This window comes from Phocaeicola coprophilus DSM 18228 = JCM 13818, assembly GCF_000157915.1.
Taxonomy (GTDB): Bacteria; Bacteroidota; Bacteroidia; order Bacteroidales; family Bacteroidaceae; genus Phocaeicola; species Phocaeicola coprophilus.
This window is the reverse complement of record NZ_EQ973670.1, coordinates 1-2,542: the sequence shown is the minus strand read 5'-3', so window position 1 is coordinate 2,542 and position 2,542 is coordinate 1. Positions and strand designations below refer to the sequence as shown.

Here is a 2,542-nt window from a genome sequence, read left to right as displayed (position 1 = left end):
CCGGAAGAGCTGATTCGGACAGGCAATGAAGAACGGCAGGAGGTTGCTAAAGACAAGCTCAAACGTACAACTCCCCATAAAGGAAGCATTATGGTGACGATAAGAACTCGTGAGGGCTTGTGCATACAGAAGAAAGGCTTAGACTATCAGGGGCTGAAAACACTGGTAGAGAAACTGGAGGGCTTATGCTGAGCATCAACGGTCTTCACAACTTCTACTACCTTCCTGAGCTTCACGATATGAGATGCAAGGCTCAGCGTATATGCGAGATAATCCGAGGTCGATACCACCGTGATCCATTGAATGGTGATGTTTACATGTTCATGTCTAAAGACCAGCGCAAGGTTCATATGATACACTATGAGCGCAATGCCTACTACCTTCATGAGAAGTCTTTCATTAAGGGCTATAAGTTCATGAAAATAGAGCGCAAGAACGATGTGACAGTATATAAAATAGACTGGAAAGACCTGGTCACGATACTTGAAACTCCAGTAATAACGAGTATAAGAATTTAAAGATAAAACTCTGACAATCAGCGATAAAAATTCTCTAAATATTTGTATATCTCATTGAAGATGAGTATCTTTACATAAAATATTAGAGAACATGGAACTGGAAGAGCTCATAGAAAATACACTCAGACGCAAGCATCTTGAAGAGATGATGAACAGACCCGAAAAGGAGCATACACCCCTTGAAGGTATGGATAATGAGCAGATAAAGAGGTTCGCCCTGTTCCTGTTTGAGGAGAATCAGAGCAAGAGCAAGCAGCTTGACGAAATGATAGCACGGCTTGATGAAATAGGAAAAGACCTGAAGGAGTCCAATAAGAAAATAGACTCCCTTACAAATGCCCTGCTTAAGGCAAACAGCAAGGCTGACAAGGTTGTCCTTGAATACAAGCTCCGCGATAAGGAGTATAAAAAACTTGAGAAAAAGTATAATGCCCTTTTAGAACGTCTTTCCATTATGAATACCCAGACCTATGCCTCTTCCAAAAGTCTCAAAGGTATTGACCGTAAAAGGGTCGTAAAAGGGAAGCATGATGACAAGGATGATTTTGACGGTACTCCTACTGCTCCACCAAGCGAGGTCCCACAGCCGGACTCTTCCGCATCATGCGACACGCAGGATACTCCGAAGGCTTCCCTTTCCAAGGAAAGACCATACAGGAAAGGAATGACATACAATAAGACTTGTGTAGGTACACCGATTATACACAGGTCTGATTATACAATGCTTCCTGAGGATTCTGTTGTAATATCGTCAAGCTACCGTAAAATAAGAAGCATTGTGAGCCATATTGAGGAACATCACTTTGAGGTACTTAAGGTGAAGCATGCCGACGGCAGGATTGAAAGCATGTTCCTTCCTATGAAGGATGACGTCCGGGCAAGCCTTTATGACGAGATAGTACCGGGTACAAGCATTACGGCAAACATGCTCTCGTATCTGATGTTTAACCGCTTCCAGATGTCAACACCGGCATACAGGGAGGCGAAGAACCGTCTGTCGGATATGGACTGGAACACCTCTGTGCAGAACCTGCTGAACTGGGCCGACAAAGGTGCCATGCAGCTCAATAAGCTGATACCTGCCCTCAAGAAGATTGCCCTTCAGGACGGTGCCAACGTGAATGTGGACGAGACATGGCTCCGCTATCACGCATACAATAAGAAACGAAAGACCTATATGTGGTGTCTGGTAAACAGAAAAGCGCGTATAGTCATCTTCTTCTACGAGGATACAACGGATGATGAAGGTGTACAGAAACATGGAGGCAGGAACAGAAATGTGTTGAAGGAGTTCCTTGGTGATGCAAAAATCAAATCACTGCAGAGTGACGGTTATAACGTATATATGTATCTTGACAACGAACTTATGGATATAGATCATCTCTGCTGTCTGGCTCATGCAAGGGCAAAGTTCAAGTATGCCTTCGACCAGGGAAGCCCGCAGGCAAGAATCTTCCTTGAGCAGATAGCAAAGCTATACGGCATGGAAGATACTTATCGCCGGGAAAAACTTACTGCAGACGAGATTTACCGCAGAAGGAACAGTAAGGAAACAACTGAGGTCATCGAGAAGATAAGGACAGAACTTTATGATCTGCTTGCAAATCCGGATGAGAACCGAAGCGAACTTATGAGCAAGGCTCTTAACTATCTGAAGAACTTCTGGAATCAGATCTTTGCCTACAGAAATGATGGAGAATACTCCATAGACAATATGGCAGCAGAAAGAGCGATAAGACCAATCACTGTCCAAAGAAAGAACAGCCTGTTCTTCGGAAGCGTGAAAGGAATACAGAACTCCGCAATCTATAATACCTTTATAGAAACCTGCAAACAGGCAGGAGTCTCCTTCAGGGATTACTTCTGCAAGCTGCTCAGAGAATTAAAAAAGGGAAGAACGGATTACGAAAACCTTCTTCCCATGACAATATGCAAATAATAATCGTTAAATTTGTGGATTCTTTTTTAGACGGGTGCCGACTGGCGCCCGTCTAAAAGGGGATACCCTAAAATTGGAAGTTTAC

The 2,542-nt window shown here is 43.6% G+C and carries 2 protein-coding genes and 1 pseudogene; all 3 read left to right on the top strand.

All coding sequences use genetic code 11. The features are described from left to right. Window positions 1–192: pseudogene (locus BACCOPRO_RS16875) on the top strand (hypothetical protein); the annotation flags it as partial. Then, window positions 186–518, top strand: coding sequence for an IS66 family insertion sequence element accessory protein TnpB (gene tnpB, locus BACCOPRO_RS16870; protein ID WP_008145565.1), 333 nt, complete (start codon window positions 186–188; stop codon window positions 516–518). The pseudogene BACCOPRO_RS16875 and the gene tnpB, both read left to right, overlap by 7 nt. 91 nt (window positions 519–609) lie before the next feature. Continuing rightward, on the top strand, window positions 610–2,457 hold the full coding sequence (gene tnpC / locus BACCOPRO_RS16865; protein WP_007901159.1) for an IS66 family transposase: 1,848 nt from the start codon (window positions 610–612) through the stop codon (window positions 2,455–2,457). The last annotated feature ends 85 nt before the right edge of the window (window positions 2,458–2,542 follow it).

What these genes read in the sequence shown, in the direction of transcription:
- tnpB (WP_008145565.1), top strand. Translation starts at nt 186, where the DNA reads ATGCTGAGCATCAACGGTCTTCACAACTTCTACTACCTTCCTGAGCTT.
- tnpC (WP_007901159.1), top strand. Translation starts at nt 610, where the DNA reads ATGGAACTGGAAGAGCTCATAGAAAATACACTCAGACGCAAGCATCTT.